Annotated in this window: 14 protein-coding genes; 10 read left to right on the top strand and 4 right to left on the bottom strand. The window is 55.5% G+C overall.

Annotated features, from left to right (window positions below; translation table 11 throughout):
- Window positions 1–92 precede the first annotated feature (92 nt).
- From V6575_RS00890 to V6575_RS00900, 3 genes are all read left to right on the top strand, one after another.
- Window positions 93–503, top strand: coding sequence for a DUF3775 domain-containing protein (locus tag V6575_RS00890; RefSeq protein WP_340272102.1), 411 nt, complete (start codon window positions 93–95; stop codon window positions 501–503).
- Window positions 504–710: 207 nt separating this feature from the next.
- Entirely contained in the window at window positions 711–836 is a 126-nt protein-coding gene (locus tag V6575_RS00895; protein ID WP_340272103.1) for a hypothetical protein, read from the top strand.
- A 39-nt stretch (window positions 837–875) separates the two neighbouring features.
- Window positions 876–1853, top strand: coding sequence for a heparan-alpha-glucosaminide N-acetyltransferase (locus tag V6575_RS00900; protein WP_340272104.1), 978 nt, complete (start codon window positions 876–878; stop codon window positions 1851–1853).
- Here V6575_RS00900 and V6575_RS00905 read toward each other — a convergent pair.
- Window positions 1843–2778 carry a phosphotransferase gene (locus V6575_RS00905; protein WP_340272105.1) on the bottom strand — a complete coding sequence of 312 codons (936 nt, stop codon included), beginning with the start codon at window positions 2776–2778 and terminating at the stop codon, window positions 1843–1845. The genes V6575_RS00900 and V6575_RS00905 overlap by 11 nt on opposite strands.
- A 58-nt stretch (window positions 2779–2836) precedes the next feature.
- Here V6575_RS00905 and V6575_RS00910 point away from each other — a divergent pair, with 58 nt between their 5' ends.
- Window positions 2837–3121 carry an Rdx family protein gene (locus V6575_RS00910; protein WP_340272106.1) on the top strand — a complete coding sequence of 95 codons (285 nt, stop codon included), beginning with the start codon at window positions 2837–2839 and terminating at the stop codon, window positions 3119–3121.
- A gap of 71 nt (window positions 3122–3192) precedes the next feature.
- Here the strand turns inward: V6575_RS00910 and V6575_RS00915 are convergent, their stop codons facing one another.
- Window positions 3193–3576 carry a carboxymuconolactone decarboxylase family protein gene (locus V6575_RS00915; protein WP_340272107.1) on the bottom strand — a complete coding sequence of 128 codons (384 nt, stop codon included), beginning with the start codon at window positions 3574–3576 and terminating at the stop codon, window positions 3193–3195.
- Between the two features lie 18 nt (window positions 3577–3594).
- Window positions 3595–4005 carry a MerR family transcriptional regulator gene (locus V6575_RS00920; RefSeq protein WP_340272108.1) on the bottom strand — a complete coding sequence of 137 codons (411 nt, stop codon included), beginning with the start codon at window positions 4003–4005 and terminating at the stop codon, window positions 3595–3597.
- Window positions 4006–4325: 320 nt separating this feature from the next.
- Between V6575_RS00920 and V6575_RS00925 the strand changes: the two genes are divergently transcribed.
- The 5 genes from V6575_RS00925 (at window position 4326) to V6575_RS00945 (ending at window position 15174) form a co-directional block, all read left to right on the top strand.
- A complete protein-coding gene (locus V6575_RS00925; RefSeq protein WP_340272109.1) occupies window positions 4326–6812 on the top strand; it encodes a methyl-accepting chemotaxis protein in 2487 nt (828 codons plus the stop codon).
- Window positions 6813–7213: 401 nt separating this feature from the next.
- On the top strand, window positions 7214–8539 hold the full coding sequence (gene clcA, locus V6575_RS00930; RefSeq protein WP_340272110.1) for a H(+)/Cl(-) exchange transporter ClcA: 1326 nt from the start codon (window positions 7214–7216) through the stop codon (window positions 8537–8539).
- 357 nt (window positions 8540–8896) lie between these two features.
- Window positions 8897–11965 carry an excinuclease ABC subunit UvrB gene (gene uvrB / locus V6575_RS00935; RefSeq protein ID WP_340272111.1) on the top strand — a complete coding sequence of 1023 codons (3069 nt, stop codon included), beginning with the start codon at window positions 8897–8899 and terminating at the stop codon, window positions 11963–11965.
- Between the two features lie 1148 nt (window positions 11966–13113).
- The gene (locus V6575_RS00940; RefSeq protein ID WP_340272112.1) at window positions 13114–14580 is read left to right on the top strand and encodes a coiled-coil domain-containing protein; all 1467 of its coding nucleotides are present in this window, start codon (window positions 13114–13116) and stop codon (window positions 14578–14580) included.
- Between the two features lie 279 nt (window positions 14581–14859).
- Window positions 14860–15174, top strand: coding sequence for a hypothetical protein (locus tag V6575_RS00945; protein ID WP_340272113.1), 315 nt, complete (start codon window positions 14860–14862; stop codon window positions 15172–15174).
- Here V6575_RS00945 and V6575_RS00950 read toward each other — a convergent pair.
- A complete protein-coding gene (locus tag V6575_RS00950) occupies window positions 15171–15485 on the bottom strand; it encodes a hypothetical protein (RefSeq protein ID WP_340272114.1) in 315 nt (104 codons plus the stop codon). The genes V6575_RS00945 and V6575_RS00950 overlap by 4 nt on opposite strands.
- On the opposite strand from V6575_RS00950, the gene V6575_RS00955 reads away from it, so the two are divergent.
- On the top strand, window positions 15484–16104 hold the full coding sequence (locus tag V6575_RS00955) for a chalcone isomerase family protein (RefSeq protein ID WP_340272115.1): 621 nt from the start codon (window positions 15484–15486) through the stop codon (window positions 16102–16104). The two genes, V6575_RS00950 and V6575_RS00955, sit on opposite strands and share 2 nt — an antisense overlap.
- Window positions 16105–16107: the final 3 nt, after the last annotated feature.

Raw genomic sequence — 16107 nt, forward strand, 5'->3', positions numbered from 1 at the left:
AAACCCACAACAATTCAGTTCTCATTGTGAAAATGGCCAGAACAGGTAAAACTGGAGGCGAATAATGGGCAAGACATGAACAGGAGCGCTCTATGGATATTAATCTCAGCTTGTCTGCCGATACGATCCGCCTGCTTGCCCAAAAGGCACGTGCCGTTTCGACCTCCTTGCCAGATAGCTTTGAAGACGGCCATGAAGGTGACGTCGAGTTCGACAAGGACACTCTGTCGGACGCCCACAGCCATGATGGATTGGCTGAGGAAGAAAACGACGACATGTCAGAGGATGAATTGCGGGAATTGATCGCAGACCTCAACGTCGATGAAGCCGCTGAACTGGTCGCAGTCACCTGGATCGGTCGCGGTGATTTCGAAGCAACGGACTTTGATCAGACCGTTCAAGAGGCCAAAGAACGCGCGATCGGCACAACTGCAGATTATCTCATCGGCCTCCCCCTGTTTCCTGATTATCTTGAAGCAGGGCTCGACGCGCTGGAACTCTAGTCTCGGCCCCATCAATTGCATCGACTGGATGACCGGTTCAGAACATCTCGCAGAGGCCCGCTTTCTGCTGACTGGATAAAACATAGCGGTTTTCTTTGGAAAACCTGTTAACATAACATTTACCATCTTTCCCCCAAAGCAATCGTCAGACACGCTCACTAGGTTCCTGTGTCGAGATTATTGTTGAAGCGAAGGGAAGTCGGACGAATGTTCAACGATCACTCCAAGCAAGACGTCGTTTCCATGGACAAACCATCTCCATGGCCATTGGTTGCCGGGTTCATTGCCTTTTCAGCAATCTGTAGCGTACTCCTGATCGCCTTTGGCAGCTGACCGAAGGTCCAAAGGTTTCAGAAATCGCATGCCGTTGTCATGAAGCCACTTCGTATCGCTGGAATAGACGCCCTGCGCGGCATCGCCGTCGTGGCCATGGCCTCTTATCATTTGTCCTGGGATCTCTCCTGGTTCGGGCATGTCGGTTGGCAGGTCAATCAGGACCCGACCTGGCGCATATTTGCTGGATCGATTGCCGGAACCTTTCTCTTTCTTGCAGGCGTGAGCCTGGCGCTCTCCCATAGAGATGGCATCCGCTGGCGGCCCTTTTGGAAACGGGAGGCTGTGCTGGTGGCCGCGGCGGCTGGCGTCTCACTCGCCACTTATTTCGCATTCGGCAACACATTCGTTCGCTTTGGTATTCTGCACGCGATTGCCGCCAGCAGCCTCATTGCCTTGCCGTTCTTGCGCGCGCCAGCCTTGATCTCATTTGCCGCAGCGCTCTTCATCGGCAGCCTACCTCTATGGGCCTCACATCCAGCCTTTGACGGACAGTTGCTTTTGTGGAGCGGACTGGGCGAACCGGATTTTGGATCTGTTGATTACGTGCCGGTCGCCCCCTGGACAGGCCTCACCTTGCTCGGCCTGTCCATCACGAAAGCCTTCGGGACCGATCAAACCCTGGCCCGGCTTGCAGCCTTCGGTGTTGGCAGATGCGGCCGCCTTGGCAACATGCTTGTGATCCTTGGAAAGGATTCACTCGCAATTTACCTGATCCACCAGCCACTTCTCTATGGTATCGTCTGGTCTGCAACAGCCATCGGCTTGGCTCCAGAGCGAAGCGCAAATATCTTTATCCGCGACTGCACGCAAAGCTGCGCGATCACATTTGGTGATGAAGACGTTTGCCACAGCTCCTGCAGCTGCACTTTGTCTTCATTACAGGAGCAAGGCGTTTGGAAGCCTCTTGTAGACAAGCCGGAAGATCCGGACTTGCGCCTCAAACTCAATGAGACTTATGCGCAATGCCTGCGAGCCACGCCGCCAGCAACCGCACCCTCAGCTTCTACAGACTAGGCGTCCCATCTGCCGCCTTCAACGCCCGAGCTATCCGCAGATCAGCGAACGCAACAAAATCTCCCGCATCATTGCCTTGCGCGGACTGCGCAAGAGCCCAAAGCGCTGACAACGCATCACAGCGAACTTTCATCGACCGCAGCTCACCAACAGACGGAACAGCCCTTCCTGTCTCGCAATAGCCTTGCAAAAAATTCGCCTCATCCCGCGGTCCATACGCGTGCTCCAGAACGGCATAGGCAAGATCCCATGCAGCCGGCCCCATCGCGGCATACTCAAAATCAATCAGGATTGGACCAGCTGCACTCGACAGCACATTTCCTGGCGACAAATCACAATGACTGCAAACCAAGCCGGTTTCTTCCACGGGCAGCAAGCCAGCAAGGGCTGCGGCAAGCGGAGCAAACCGGATCAACAAATCCTCCCTCCCTGTCAAGAGGGCCATTTGAGCGGCCACAAGCTTGGCAAAATCAAACTCGCCCTTGAACCTTGTTTCGCACTGATGCAAACGCCCAACCAATCGACCCAAGTCTGCCGGCAACACTGGCTCTTGTTTCTGAGTGATCGCAATGCTGAGCAATACTCCGGACGCTGGATCACAAAAGACAGGGGACAGGGCAACACCAGCATTAGCTGCGACCTCAAGGTTGAATTTCTCCGCTGCACGATCAATCAAGCCAAGCGTTTCAGGGCGGGGCAGTCGCAGGACAAAAGCCCCCTCTACGCTGTCAAGCCAGAACACCTGATTGGTCAAACCAGGCAATCTGGTCGCCGAGTGAACCTCACCAAGATGACCTTGAAGCACCGAATGCTCGAGAATGACCAGCCGACACAGATCAAGCCCAGCTTGCGAAGACGAGCAAACTCCCTCGGCAATGTCTTGAAAAACCTCTGAGCCAGAGACACTATGCGAAAGATGTGTCAAATGTTCACCATTCTTTCCGGGCAGCTACTGCCAATCCTCAAATCGACAGCGAAATCACATGCAATCAGCGAATGGTCCTCATATCACCATCACCTATTGTCGCCAATGCGGCTGGCTGCTGCGCTCGGCGTGGATGGCGCAGGAAATCCTGTCGACATTCTCTGAGGAAGTCGGCGCGCTGACCCTCATTCCCGGAACAGGTGGGATCTTTATCATCACATGCGATGGGACAACGATCTGGGATCGTACAATTGACGGCGGCTTCCCGGAAGCCAAAGTGCTGAAACAACGCGTGCGCGATCTCGTTTGGCCGGAAAAGGACCTGGGTCATTCTGACCGCTGAAGCCCCATAAAATCCGGGCCAAGGGCGGTGCCGGGAGAAAACATCCCAACACCGCCTTTTCTTGTCAGCCCTTACCTAACCTGGTCTTCTGCAGCGAACACATCCATCGCTGCGTTCAGACCATTGATCGCGGCGGGCAACCCTCCATAGACCGCCATTTGCCAGATGGCCTCGACCACTTCAGCGCGGCTCGCACCAGCGGCCAGCGTATGCTCTATGTTGATTTTCAACTGCGGCCCGGTCTGGCCACCTAAAACCGTCAGGGCTGCGATTGTGCAGAGCTGTCGGGTTTTCAAGTCCAGACCTGGACGCGCGTAATGGCGTCCATAAGCCCATTCCATCAGGCTTTCGGCGAACTCTGGCAAGATCTCGCCGTATCGGTCATTCAGAACCTCTTCCAGGTTCGGGTTCAGCTGTTGCGCGACCTCACGGCCACGTTCCAATGCAGTGCTCATAGATTGTCCTCAACGACATTACTGCAATCCGTGTTCGGTCCGGGCGCAGTTTTCGAAAGACGGGTCAACGGCTTGTCCAGCCTCCATCTTCCGGTAGAGAATGATTTTATCGTCCAGAACAGTCAGCATATCGGTCAAACGCTCGAGATCCACGCGGACTTTATCACGATGCTCCTCAAGCAGTTCTCTGCGGCCTGTCAGGGAAGAGGCCCCTTCTACGCGCATCTGCGCATACCGGAGCCGGTCCTTTATCCCCATTCCCGTCGCTTTCAAACGCCCCAGAAAATCAACCCAGCGCAAGATGGCTTGGTCATAAACCCGCCGTCCGCCCTGATCCCGTAAAGGCTTCGGGATAAGGCCGATCTTTTCATAATAACGCAGCGTGTCGACGCTCAGCCCACACTTTTGCGCCAAGTCTCCAATCAGCATGAAATGTCTCCGAACAGGACGATGTTAGGGAAGCTAGGTGCTGGAGTGCACTCCAGGTCAAGCTCTTAATCTCGCTGAGGCCTTAAATTGAATTGTGGATCGGCAAACACATCGAAGAAGACCTGATTTTACACGCCAGCTAAGTCAATTTAGCTGAAAGTGAAATATCTGATCAAACATTGAATATAAAGGCACAATAAATAGGCAGAAATTAAATACACTTTCATCATAAACTCAAATTTATTCGTACTTTATTAGAGGTTTAGCGCCTTTTATTGACTCAGCAGGCTCACACGCGAGCAACTGATGGGGTGATAAGAGTGATTTCCCAAAAACCTGAAAATCATGCAGCCCAGGGAAACCCAGTTTCTGTAGGCAAGGCAAAGACCAAACGAGCCACCCGCATCAATCTGTCCATCAAAACCCAATTCTTGGGTGGGCTGGCAATCATGTTGCTCTGTGCAGTCGGGGTTGGCGTCAGTGGCTTGATTGCCTCCAATCAGGTCCAACACACTGTCGCCGTTGCGAATGAAGCCAGCGACATCATGGACAATGTTCCGCGTCTGCTGCGAAGTGTGAATACATTCGCCCAATCTGGCGCCACGACAGCAGCCGATGAAGTTCGCACTGAAATCGCAACCGTGACCCAGCTGTCTAATAAGCTTGCTGTTGACCAACCAAGCGAAGCTCACGTTCTCACGGCCCTCACAGGCGAAATGGGATCGGCGTTCGATACTTTTGTCAGCGCTCGTAAAACCCGGGACGAAACAGCGAACGCTTTGAATCAGATGACCACCAGTCTGACCCAAGCCTCCAATGAAACGTATCGGCAAATCGATGCTCTTGCGACGCAGCGAACAGCCAGCAGTCTTTTAAATGAGAGCAAGCTGCAGAAATTATCTGCTCTGGTGCCACGCCTGGCAAACATGCGCGTGGCAATGGTGATGATCGAAAGGGATGCTGCAGCCATTGCAGAATCCCCGAACAAGAAACAGACCGCCAAGCTGATCAAGGCGATCAAAGCCATTGAAAAAGACGCGAAGGCTGCTCGCCGGGGCATCAAGACACCAGCCATGAAAGGTTTGGCTGGCGATTTTCTCAAGCAAACCAAAAAGCTTGCAAAAGACCTGAAGACTCAGCCGGAAGCCTCGACCGAAAAAGCAGTCGCGTCCCTGTCGAAGCTTGTCAATGAAATGGCTGAAGCCGCGAAGAAGCCGGTGAAAGACATGACGGTGAAATTACGAGGTTTCGCCGCCGAAAACAGCATCGTCAGCCGCCTGTCAACGGACACACAATCCTTGAGCCGAAGCGTTGTCAGCAGTCAGAGCATTTACGCACACTACCTAAAGACTTCCGATACAACCTCGGTAGACCTTCTGCGCGCTGAAGCCGACGTGGTCAGCACACTTCTGGCGCATATGAATGAAAACATTAGCAGCACCGCGGCCGAGACCGACAACAAGGATTTGAAAAAACTGTTGAATGGCCCGCTTACGGATCTGGTTCAAACTGCCTCTGTGACATCCGCCAGAATTCCAGAGACATTTTTGCAGGTCGCCGCGGCAACAGACGCGCTTCGCACCGCAGAAGGCGCGTTTTCAAACGCCGTTGCAAGCCTGGCAAATGCTGCAAGCAACATTAGCCAAACAGCAGGCAGCAAGGCCGTTAAAGCCGGCCAGAATGCCAATTTCCAGATTATTGCAGCTTTGAGCCTCGCCCTTGCGATCAGCGCAGCGCTGGCGGTCATGCTGTCTCGAACGGTCATGTCTCCGTTAAGCCGCATCACCACTGCCATGCAGTCGCTTCAGGCGGGTCAGACAGATATCGACATTCCAGCCAATGACCGACGTGATGAAATTGGAGATATGGCGCGGGCCGTGAGCATCTTCCGTGATCGCGAACGCGAACGGTTCAGCCTGGAACAGGAACAAAAAGAAAATGCCGAAACGGCTCATCGCCGCCAGCTCACCGTCGATCAACTTGTCAGTGACTTCCGCCATGATATCGGAGACTCCCTGTCTCAAGTGACATCGAACATGAAACAACTTGAGGACACCGCAGAACTTCTGGCCGACATTGCGAGCAACACGAGCAGCAAAAGCAGCGAAGTCTCATTGGCCTCTCGGGATGCGACAGACAATGTCCAGACAGTCGCATCTGCGACAGAAGAACTGGCAACCTCGGTTGAAGAAGTCGGACGCCAGGTCGGCGACACCCTGCAAAGGGTCGAAGAGGCAACCAACGCCACACGCACCTCGACAGAACAGATCAAGGGCCTGTCGAGCGCGGCAGAACGCATCGGAGATGTGGTTTCCCTGATCCAGGAGATTGCAGAGCAGACGAACCTCCTCGCCTTGAATGCCACCATCGAGGCAGCCCGCGCAGGCGAAGCCGGCAGGGGCTTTGCTGTGGTCGCGTCCGAAGTCAAATCACTGGCAGGCCAGACCGCCCGCGCCACGGATGAAATTTCCAGCCACATCACTGCGATCCAGGACTCGACCAGTTCGGCGGTGAAAGCGATCACCGGCATCATGACCATGATGGAAGCCGTCAATGAAACCGCAGCCGCAATGGCCGGATCCGTCGAGCAGCAATCCATCGCAACAGCCGAAATCTCGACAAGTGTCGGCCAGGCGGCGAAGCGCACAGCCGATGTGACAGGAAACATCGACATGGTGTCTCAAGGCTCAAATGAGACCAGCCAGTCTGCTGCACAGGTCGAGCAGGTTACAGAAGACGCCACCCAACAACTCGACACCCTGACCCAGCGCGTTGAAACCTTCCTGAAAGACGTCGCCGCAGCTTGAGTTGGGTTAGGGCTGTGGCCCTACATATGAATTTCGAAGGGCTAAGATTTTCTGCGGGTTATGAAGGTTGTCTGTTGAGCAATTGGCCGTTCACAAGCCTAGGATTTTCGGAACCGAAGCAATTTTCGAAGACACGCCTGATTGCCGTGCACCGCGACATCAAAAGCGCAAAATACCTTGCTCAAAATCCATTTGAAATAGTCAGTCGAAGCCCCTTTCGATGATAGACTTGCCCATTTTTGACCAAAAGCGGGAATGCAAAGCAATATTGCACAGGGATTACGAAGTCTAAGTCTGTTGAAGACGATCCAAAAATGCAAAGTTCCGACACAACATTTCAAAAGGCCTATGATCGAATCTGCCGCGGTACCGGCCTTCGACTCATTCTTGAAGGACCCCAGATGCGGGACTACAGCTATTTTATCAAAGCTATTGCAATTGGTCTGATCGTTGGGTTGATCGGCACTGCGTTTCATCAGTCCGCCGACTGGATCGCATGGGCCTATCGAGATTTACGTCATGCTCTACCTGGTATTGGCTGGTCCTTGGCTGCATCGATGTTGATTTCGGCAAGCGGTACTCTTGCCGCTCTATATCTGGTTCGGCGGTTCGCGCCTGAAACTGCAGGCAGCGGCATTCAAGAAATCGAAGGTGCAATGGAAGATCTGCGCCCCCTGAATTGGGGGCGCGTTTTGATCATCAAATTCACCGGCGGACTTCTGGCTCTCGGGTCAGGTCTTGTGCTTGGCCGCGAAGGCCCGACCATTCACATGGGCGCAGCCGCCGCAGAAGCCATCAGCCTGAAAACAGGCCAATCGGGGGACAACCGCAAGGGACTGCTGGCTGCCGGTGCCGCAGCGGGTCTGGCTGCGGCCTTCTATGCACCGCTCGCTGCAATCCTATTCATCATCGAAGAAACACGGCGGCAATTTCCACACAGCTACCGAACCTACATGGCGGTGATCCTGGCTTCCCTGTCCAGCGCTGTCGTCATCGGCACTCTTGTGGGCACGACCCCATCCCTCGGGATCCAGGTCGCGGAGTTGCCTGTCTGGACTTACACGATTTTTCCTGTCCTCGGCGTTTCACTCGGCCTCCTCGGCGTCGGTTTCAACAAGGCACTCATCACCGCGATGGACGCGATGCAGCGCGTTCCCGCACATCTGTGGTGGACGCCAGCGCTTGTCGTGGGCGCAATCACTGGCGCTCTCCTGATTGTGTTTCCGAAGGCAACACACGGTGGAGAGGACCTTGTCCGACTTCTGACAGAAAGTTCGCCTGGTATTGTAGTCTTGCTGCTTCTGACAGTCTTGCGATTTGCAAGTGTGCTTTTTTCCTATGCCCTTGGGGTTCCTGGCGGAATCTTTGCGCCCATGCTGTCAATCGCGACCTGCGCCGGCCTGGCTTTTGGTGGGGTCGCGACGGAACTGCTTCCGGAAACCAATGGCCTGCAACGCGCCTGCGCGATAGCGGCGATGGGCGGATTTTTTGCAGCTTCCGTGCGCGCACCAATGGTTGGAATCGTCCTCGTTCTGGAGTTGACAGGGGCTTACCAGCTTCTGATGCCTGTGCTTATCACGTGCGCGAGTGCATCTATCACCGCGCATCAGCTAGGCGGTCGTCCAATCTACGAAACATTACTGGACCGCACCTTGCGGCTCTCTGGAAAAAAAGTGCCTGTCGAACCGCCCAGAACCCCCATCCAACTCGGCACATCAGACGAATGAAGGGTCGGGCACATTGACCATGACTGCTGTCACACAGCCTGACAGGTAGGATAATCTGCAAAACCCCTTTTTAAAATCAACGTGAAAGATAATTGATCCAGATTGAAAGTTCGTGCGCGTTCGGCGTCTGGCCCATCTGAACTATGATTTTTCTCACCTGCTCAACAAGGACATGAGAGCCAAAGTTCCACCAAGTCCAGATCTTCAGCCACGCCTGGACGGCATGAGGTGGCATCGGGATAGCGTCTTCAAGAATTAGCCTCCTCCTGACACATCCTGTCAGGAACTTGCCTGTCTGCTCCCACAAACCTGCCCGCCCCCCTTTTCTCCGCTCATGACTCGGCCCATATTGCGGGAATGAGCAAAAAGACCGCCTCCACCGCCGCCAAAGACATTGACACCACCCAGACCGAAGGCTTCGGCGAAGCGCCGCAAGCCGCCTTTGAGGGCGCCCCCTTGTCTGGGTCCATCAGCGACTGGGCGAAGGAGATCGAAGACGAAGCAGCCAAGCCAGCGCCAAAGGCACCTCAAGCCAAAACGGACCGGAACGAAGGGCCAAAAGGCCGAAAGGCCGATACGAACGCAAGGCAAGCACGACCGGCTGCGAGTGAGAAAAAAGACAAACCCGCCCGCTCGGCTCGTGGAACAAGCATGGGCAAGGCGGATACGGCACGGGAGCGGGCAGCCGGTGGCATGAACCCGGTCGCGGGCATGGACATGTCTCTGGAGGACGCGGAAAAGCTCGAGCAGCACGTCAAAGACAACAAGAAGAAAAAGGGCCGCAACGCCATGCCCGAACTGGGCGGCAATCAGGGTGCGACGGCCACCGTTGAAGCTTTGGCAGCCCTGATCGAGAGCGGCGACCCGCTGATCAAGAACGGCGAGACCTGGGTGCCGCACCGTCCCGACCGACCGGACAAGTCCGAAGGCGGCGTGCCGATCAAGCTGGTGTCGGAGTATGAACCTGCTGGCGATCAGCCCACCGCCATCGCTGATCTCATCAGCGGCATCGAGACCCAGGACCAGACACAGGTGCTGCTCGGCGTCACCGGATCGGGCAAGACCTACACCATGGCGCAGGTGATCCAGCGCACTCAGCGGCCAGCCCTGATCCTGGCCCCAAACAAGACCCTGGCGGCCCAGCTCTATGGCGAGTTCAAGAGCTTCTTTCCGGACAATGCGGTAGAGTATTTCGTCTCCTACTATGATTACTATCAGCCGGAAGCCTATGTCCCTCGCACGGACACTTACATCGAGAAGGAATCCTCGATCAACGAGCAGATCGACCGGATGCGTCACTCGGCCACCCGCTCGCTTCTGGAGCGCGACGACTGTATCATCGTTGCCTCCGTCTCCTGCATTTATGGTATCGGCTCGGTCGAGACCTACACGGCCATGACGTTCCAGATCGAGGTGGGCGAGCGCATTGACCAGCGCCAGCTGATCATTGATCTGGTTGCCCTGCAGTACAAGCGCAACGACGCGGCCTTCCAGCGCGGTACCTTCCGGGTGCGCGGCGACACCATCGAGCTGTTCCCGGCCCACTATGAGGACACCGCCTGGCGGATTTCCCTGTTTGGCGACGAGATCGAAAAGATTACCGAGTTCGACCCGCTAACCGGCCAGAAGTCCGGCGAGCTGAAATCCGTCAAGATCTACGCCAATTCCCATTACGTCACACCCAAGCCGACCCTTAAACAGGCACAGACTTCGATCAAGAAAGAGCTGAAGCAACGGCTGGAAGAGCTGAACAATCACGGTCGCCTGCTGGAAGCCCAACGGCTGGAACAGCGCACCATGTTCGATCTGGAAATGCTGGAGGCCACCGGCTCCTGCCAGGGCATCGAGAACTATTCGCGTTATCTGACCGGCCGCGCGCCCGGCGAACCACCGCCGACCCTGTTCGAATATCTGCCCGACAACGCCCTTGTCTTCGCCGATGAGAGCCATGTCACCATTCCCCAGATCGGCGCGATGTACCGGGGCGATTTCCGCCGAAAGGCGACCTTGGCCGAATATGGCTTCCGTCTGCCGTCCTGCATGGACAATCGGCCTTTGCGCTTCGAGGAATGGAACGCCATGCGGCCCCAGTCCGTCTGCGTGTCGGCCACACCGGGCAAGTGGGAATTGGAAGAAGCCGGTGGCGTCTTCGCCGAACAGGTGATCCGCCCCACCGGCCTGATTGATCCGCCGGTCGAAATCCGCCCCGCCACGTCGCAGGTCGATGACTTGCTGGGCGAAGTGCGCGAGACGACGGCCAAGGGCTATCGCACGTTGGTCACCACCCTGACCAAACGCATGGCCGAGGATCTGACCGAATACCTGCATGAGAACGGCGTGCGTGTGCGCTACATGCATTCCGACATCGACACGCTGGAGCGGATCGAAATCCTGCGTGACCTGCGTCTTGGCGCCTTTGACGTGCTGGTCGGCATCAATCTGCTGCGCGAGGGGCTCGACATTCCCGAGTGCGCGCTGGTCGGCATTCTGGATGCGGATAAGGAGGGCTTCCTGCGCTCGGAAACCTCGCTGGTCCAGACCATTGGCCGTGCGGCGAGAAATGTCGACGGTAGGGTCATCCTCTACGCTGACCGCATTACCGGTTCCATGGAACGGGCGATTGCCGAGACCGACCGCCGCCGCACCAAACAGGTCGCCTATAACCTCGAGCATGGTATCACACCGGCCTCAATCAAATCGAACATCTCGGATATTCTGGGCAGCGTCTACGAGCAGGATCACGTCACCGTTGAGGCAGGCTTTGCCGAAGAAGGCAATCTGGTCGGGCACAATCTCAAGGCCCATATCGACGATCTGGAAAAGAAAATGCGCGATGCCGCGAGCGACCTCGACTTCGAGACCGCCGCCCGTCTGCGCGACGAGGTCAAGCGCTTGCGCCAGACCGAACTGGCCGTGTCGGACGATCCTCTTGCCCGCCAGCAAGCCGTGGAAGACAAGTCAGGTGGTTATAAGGGCGACAAGAAATTCGGCGCAGGCGGCACCATGGAAGGCGCCAGCGGCAAGAAGAAAGAAACTGCAAAAGACCGCGCCCGCGCAGCCAAGGGAAAAGCCTCGGGCACCTTTGACGCATCAAGCGGAAATACCTCCAGCGAAGCTGGCAAGCCCACCCCCGCGCCGGTAGGCCAGCCCGCCCCCGCGGAGGGCCGCGCGTCAACGCGAACGCCCGTGAGCGAAATCAAAACATCCCCTTCTGCGAAGGTGCGAAAAAACACCCTCGACGAAATGACGGTGGGCCGCACGGAAGTGCCCCTGTCAAAAGGCCCGCTGCCGACCAAACCTGTTGATCCGGTTGACGACGTCAAACCCATCGTGCGCAAGAAAATTGGCGTGGGTTCCTATGAAGACCCGGCAGACGAAAAACGTGCACGCGGACGCCCCAAAAAGAGCGGACGGCCGGGGCAGTAATGTCACCCTTGCCGCCCAAAGGATAGACCTCGACCTCGGAGCTTGCCTCCCATTCTTCGAGACGGCGCTGACACGTCTCCTCAGCATGAGGTCGAATGATAATCTCTCCTCCGTCTTTGCAGAACTTGTTCGGGGATCCATTCCAGCAGTCAGCATGGGCCAGAGGCCTCCGCTCAAAGGCAAAAGCGCGTTTTCCAGAAGTTCGGCACCTCCGTTTTGTCGGCTGGGACATTGGATCCCCGATCAAGTCGGGGATGACTGCGGATAGAGCAGCGAAACCTCAACCATCCTCCGTCCTTCCAGGACTTGATCCTGCAATCCCTTCCTTAGCCTTGCCTCAAGTGCGGCTGATCGAGTGGAGAGAATGAGGAGAGGGTTTATGCTCCCAAAGCGGTCATCCCCGACTTGATCGGGGATCCATTCCAGCAGTCAGCATGGGCAAGAGGCCGCCGTTCAAAGGCAAAAGCGCGTTTTCCAGAAGTTCGGCATCTCCGTTTTGTCGGTAGGGACATTGGATCCCCGATCAAGTCGGGGATGACTGCGGATAGAGCAGCGAAACCTCACCCATCCTCCGTCCTTGCAGGACTTGATCCTGCAATCCATTCCGTGGCCGTGCCTTCAAGTGCGGCTGATTGAGTGGGGAAAGAACGTTATGCAGCTGCGCTGCAGATCGTTCGAATTGACGCCCCTTGTCCAACGACGAAATCCACACCCGAGAGCCGAGCCCCCTGGATCGGTGGGGACAACAGGCATTGCAGTGCACTTGCACTGTGAAGTCAAATTCAGCCGGAAATTTGAGGAATGTATTTCAAACGGCACCGGCAAATGACAGCCAACCCAATGAAAATACAAATAAAATATATCCAAAAAGAGCTGTCATTGAACAAATTTAGAAAAATAAAAAGTATTAATTATTTTTAACAATGCCTAATTTAGATAAAATCAAATATATATTTTTTTAATTGCAATAAATACGGATATCGAGAGATATAAAAAGCTAAATTTATTGAATTTTTCCACAAACAACGTGTGAAACGTATTTTTTACCAACCTCAAAAGGTTAAAAATGTATTAACATCACCTCATGGTCAGGAGGCCGGACGGTCAAGGGAGAGTGGCCGGGGTATGAGTATGGCAGGAGCTGCGTAATGGGACTTTTCTCGAAGACACAACGACCCGAACTGGACACACAACCAGAACTAAAGACACGGGTTGAAGCGGAGACCGCAGAGATGAAAAACGCCGAAGCAGCCGCTCAAGAGATCTCGAACGTTCAGCATCTCTCGCCCTTTGCCTTGAAAATGCAGGAGAAAATACATCAGCTGGACGGCCTTAAGACACGGCTCGGCGGGCTCGGCCAGGGCTTTGAGCAAATGCATGCCATGGCTGCGGAATCGCGCCACTCGATCCAGATGCTGTCGGAATTTGTCGAGGCGTCCCGCGTGCAGGTCGAGGCGGAAATCCGGCTCAAATCAGAAAACGCCAAACTGTCCACCGACGTTCTGGATGCCAACCACAAGCTTGGCACCCTGGGCAACCAGCTGGAAGAATCCCAGGCCGAAACCCATTCCCTGCGCAAGCGCCTGACCGAAACACGAACGGCACTGGAGACTGCTCGCAATGAGCTGATATCCATCCGGGACAACAACAAGAAACTCAATGAGACCTTCCGCGGTCAAAGCGGAGAACTCGTGATTACCCAGTCAAATCTGGCTGACGTCTCCGGCGAACTGGATGACCTCAAGGCCAAGTTCAGCACCCTTGAGGATCATGCAGAAAGCCTGCAATCCAACCTGGATGAAGTTGGCAAACGCGAAAAAGAGCTGCAACAAAATCTGGCTGAAAGCGCCGCTTTGCTGGAAGAAGAAGTGCGCAAGAACAACCATGTGACCGGGGAGCTGGAAGCCAGCAAAAGGCAGTCAGTCGACTTCAGAAACGAGAATATTGATCTCAAGTCCCATCTGGATGTCGCCAGTCAGGAACTGGCCTACAGCAAATCGCGGATGGAAGAAGAACAGCGCAAGCACGACAATGAAGTCTATGCGCTGAATGCGGAAATCGAAAACCTGTCGTCCCAAAGACGCATCGGCGCGCAGTCCCTTCAGGAAATGACACGCGAAAACCAGACGATGAAGGAGCGCAAGCGCGATCTCGTCCAGCGTATGCAGGAAATCGAACATCATCTGGAAAGCGCCCAGAAAAACCACGAGCGTGATCGCAATGAATTGGTGAACACAAACGCAAAGCTGCGCGAATTGAACCTGCGCTACAACTCCACACTAACTGACCTCAACCACGAGCGGAACCAGAACCAGAAGTATGCCGATCGCCTCGAAGAAATCATCGAGGAAAACAAGAAGCTGCAGAAGTACAAGATCCAGGTCGACAGCAGCAACGATCAGATCATGCAGCTCAAGGGCGTCATCAACAATTATCAACGTGCGATGGAAGGGCGCGGTCCTGCCGAGGAGCTGGGCCTTACCCGCAGCTATGACCCCGCCGAAGACCTCGGCCTCATCAGCAGCAGTGACACCCCGGAGGGCACCACCGAGATCCTTGCACAGGACGCAAAAAGCACCAGCAAGGACGATATTGTGGTGCGCCTGCACGACTGACTGAAGCGGTCACGATAAATAACTGAGCCACACAAATCGCAAGATTTATACCAGACCGCCAGCAGAAGGGCTTCAAGCCCTAGCTGGCGTTTTGCAGTCCCGGATCCTAAGGGCGCGCGCATACATCAGCGGATCTTTTGGGATCTGAGCAAGTGCTGTCGGCCCAACGAGGAACCGCACCAAAGCGCTCTATTCCTCACGGCACATGCGCAAGACTTGCCTAGGTCCTTGATGTCATTGGTGGCGCCTGTTGGCAGATTTTCTTTATGCTGCCCCCACATGGCCTGCAGTATCATGCTTGTGTCTCCGGCATACGGTACCGAGTACGGCCACACTCCATGGAAAGGCCGACCCGGTGCAAGAGACCGGATCTCCAGCTCTGATCCAGCTGCCAGGCAGCAGGCCAGAGCCGATGGGTCGCAAAAACGGGAAAGGCAAGCGGGTTCAGGCGCCAGTGTTTTCCGGACGGTCGTCACAACTGGCAAGCCGGAGGCCTCACACCTCCTTCGGGGCGCAGAAAAGGCGGACGGCCAGACGCGGTTCATATGGATCATGGACATCCGGGCAGGCGCGAACGCCCTTGTCAAACATTAACGACACACACCCAGCGCACGCGACAAGGTCGCAGAGCGCCTGCCATCCCGTCCTTCAGCAGACGGAGCAGACAGAAAAGTGCCCCAAACGCTCCAAAACGCCAGGGAGAGATCCTGCGGCGAATTTTGCGCTGGGAGCGTTTCCGCCCCCTTTCCTACCCTTTCGTTTCCGGCCTCATGTATTGCTGCCATGCTGCTTCCCGGCTTCAGCAAATCCGAAACCACACCCGCTGCGTAAAGTCTCCATAGGATACAGCCGTTGCGCTCGCCACACTGCGGACGAACCTCGCGGCCCAGCCCGGAGAAAAGCATGCCGCCCATTCCCTCTTTTGAAGCTTGTTATAGATCTTCCGGTGTAAAGGAACGGGCCGCGCACTCCCAGTCCGGATATCTCATGCGCATCATGGGTCTTCTTTTGGTCATGGCACTCCTTTCCACCGTGGCACTGATGCCCAAGTCAGCAAGTGCTGATATCGGCCCGGCAAAAACGCTCGTGCCATCCGCTGCACTCGTCGGCGAAGGTCGCATGACCGTCCTGGGGTTCCGGATTTTTGATGCAGCTCTCTTCGCCCCTTCCGGCTCGTTCAAACAAAACAAACCTTTCGCCCTGAAACTCACCTACTTGCGGAAGTTCACCGGCGAGGCCATCGCGGAACGAACGGCAAAGGAAATGCGCCGGCAAGGTATGAAAGAAGGTCCACGACTGACTGACTGGACCTTGGCCCTCAAAGCCATTTTACCGAACGTCAGTGCGGGCAGCTCAATCACCGGTGTACGAAACAACAAGGCGCAGACAGTCTTATACGCCAACAATCAACCCATCGGACAGATCGCAGATCCCGAGTTCACTCGGCGTTTTTTCGACATCTGGCTTGGCAGCAACACAAATGATCCGGCCCTGCGCAACAAGCTGATCGGCAAAGGGTCCTGAGTG

The organism is Roseibium algae, assembly GCF_037783265.1.
Classification (GTDB): Bacteria; Pseudomonadota; Alphaproteobacteria; order Rhizobiales; family Stappiaceae; genus Roseibium; species Roseibium algae.

Coding starts and splice junctions, on each gene's coding strand:
- V6575_RS00910 (WP_340272106.1), top strand. CDS start 2,837: ATGCAATCAGCGAATGGTCCTCATATCACCATCACCTATTGTCGCCAA.
- V6575_RS00920 (WP_340272108.1), bottom strand. CDS start 4,005: ATGCTGATTGGAGACTTGGCGCAAAAGTGTGGGCTGAGCGTCGACACG.
- V6575_RS00900 (WP_340272104.1), top strand. CDS start 876: ATGAAGCCACTTCGTATCGCTGGAATAGACGCCCTGCGCGGCATCGCC.
- clcA (WP_340272110.1), top strand. CDS start 7,214: ATGCGGGACTACAGCTATTTTATCAAAGCTATTGCAATTGGTCTGATC.
- V6575_RS00950 (WP_340272114.1), bottom strand. CDS start 15,485: ATGCTTTTCTCCGGGCTGGGCCGCGAGGTTCGTCCGCAGTGTGGCGAG.
- V6575_RS00915 (WP_340272107.1), bottom strand. CDS start 3,576: ATGAGCACTGCATTGGAACGTGGCCGTGAGGTCGCGCAACAGCTGAAC.
- V6575_RS00940 (WP_340272112.1), top strand. CDS start 13,114: ATGGGACTTTTCTCGAAGACACAACGACCCGAACTGGACACACAACCA.
- V6575_RS00890 (WP_340272102.1), top strand. CDS start 93: ATGGATATTAATCTCAGCTTGTCTGCCGATACGATCCGCCTGCTTGCC.
- V6575_RS00945 (WP_340272113.1), top strand. CDS start 14,860: ATGGCCTGCAGTATCATGCTTGTGTCTCCGGCATACGGTACCGAGTAC.
- uvrB (WP_340272111.1), top strand. CDS start 8,897: ATGAGCAAAAAGACCGCCTCCACCGCCGCCAAAGACATTGACACCACC.
- V6575_RS00955 (WP_340272115.1), top strand. CDS start 15,484: ATGCCGCCCATTCCCTCTTTTGAAGCTTGTTATAGATCTTCCGGTGTA.
- V6575_RS00895 (WP_340272103.1), top strand. CDS start 711: ATGTTCAACGATCACTCCAAGCAAGACGTCGTTTCCATGGACAAACCA.